This is a genomic window from Sphingomonas sp. RB1R13 (genome assembly GCF_036663775.1).
In the GTDB taxonomy this organism is placed as follows: Bacteria; Pseudomonadota; Alphaproteobacteria; order Sphingomonadales; family Sphingomonadaceae; genus Sphingomicrobium.
Genome location: NZ_JAXOJM010000029.1, coordinates 1 through 1,411 on the forward strand (window position 1 = coordinate 1; position 1,411 = coordinate 1,411).

The window sequence follows — 1,411 nt, forward strand, 5'->3', positions numbered from 1 at the left end:
GGTCGATGAAGCGGTGTCCGCCGTCGCCGATGGCGATCTGAGCAACGAGGTGCACGTTGCCAGCAATGACGAGATCAAGGACCTGGTGGATACCGTCAACCGGATGACCATCCGCCTGCGCGAGACGATCGGCCAGACCGCCCAGGCGGCGCAGAATGTCGCGGCGGGCAGCCAGCAGCTGTCGTCCTCGTCGGAACAGGTGAGCCAGGGCGCGACCGAGCAGGCCGCCGCCGCCGAGGAAGCCTCGGCTTCGATGGAGGAGATGGCCGCCAACATCAAACAGAATGCCGACAACGCGACCCAGACTGAAAAGATCGCGCGCCAATCCTCGCTGGATGCCGAGCAGAGCGGTCAGGCGGTGCAGAAGGCCGTGGTCGCGATGCGCACCATCGCCGAGAAGATCGGTATCGTGCAGGAGATCGCCCGCCAGACCGATTTGCTGGCCCTCAATGCGGCGGTGGAAGCGGCCCGTGCGGGTGAGCATGGTCGCGGTTTCGCGGTCGTCGCCGCCGAAGTCCGCAAACTGGCCGAGCGCAGCCAGTCGGCGGCGTCCGAAATCAGCGGCATGTCGTCGGACACCGTGTCGGCCGCCACCCAGGCGGGCGAGATGCTGACCAGGCTGGTGCCCGACATCCGCCGCACCGCCGAACTGGTCGCCGAGATCAGCGCGGCCTGCCGCGAGCAGGATATCGGCGCGGTCCAGATCAACGAGGCGATCCAGCAGCTCGACAAGGTGACGCAGCAGAACGCCTCGGCGTCCGAGCAGATCTCGTCGACCTCCGAAGAACTCGCCAGTCAGGCCGAGGAGCTTCAGGAGAGCATCGCGTACTTCCGGGTCGATGCCGCTGGCAATCGCGGTCGCGGCAAGCCCGCCGTGCGCAAGCCGGTCGCCCGTCCGGCGGCGAAGTCCGCCAAGTCTTCGGGCCAGCGCTCCGGCTCGGTCGCCGACCAGCAGGCCCGCGTGCGCGGCTTTGCGCTCGACCTGACCAATGGTGGCCCGGACGGCGAGGACGCCGAGTTCGGACGCGCCGCTTGAGCGGCGCGCAGGACATCCAGGTCGTCGTCTTCGGTCTCGGGGAGGAGGAATTCGCCCTCCCCGTTACCAGCGTCCGCGAGATCCTGGACCATCGCAACGCCTATCGGGTGCCCCACGCACCCGATTGGTTCCTGGGGCTGACCGATGTGCGGGGGGACTCCGTGCCGATGGTCGACCTGCGCGTCCGGCTGGGCCTGAGCCCGGTCGAACCGACGCTGACCACGCGCGTACTGGTCGTCGATGTCGCCGGAGTCGGGGCCAAGCCCTTGTCGCTGGGCATGGTCGTCGACCGCGTGCTCGACGTGGCGACCTTCCCGGCGGGCTCGGTCGAGGGTGCCCCCGATCTGGGCGGACGCTGGCGGTCGGACCAGATCG

2 protein-coding genes are annotated in these 1,411 nt (G+C 68.7%); both read left to right on the forward strand.

Features of this window, described 5'->3' with window-relative positions; translation table 11 throughout:
• A partial coding sequence (locus U1700_RS14515; RefSeq protein ID WP_332753403.1) for a methyl-accepting chemotaxis protein occupies positions 1–1,036 on the forward strand: 1,036 nt, incomplete at its 5' end.
• Positions 1,033–1,411 (forward strand): chemotaxis protein CheW (locus tag U1700_RS14520; protein WP_332753404.1); only part of this gene is annotated, 379 nt, incomplete at its 3' end. The genes U1700_RS14515 and U1700_RS14520, both read left to right, overlap by 4 nt.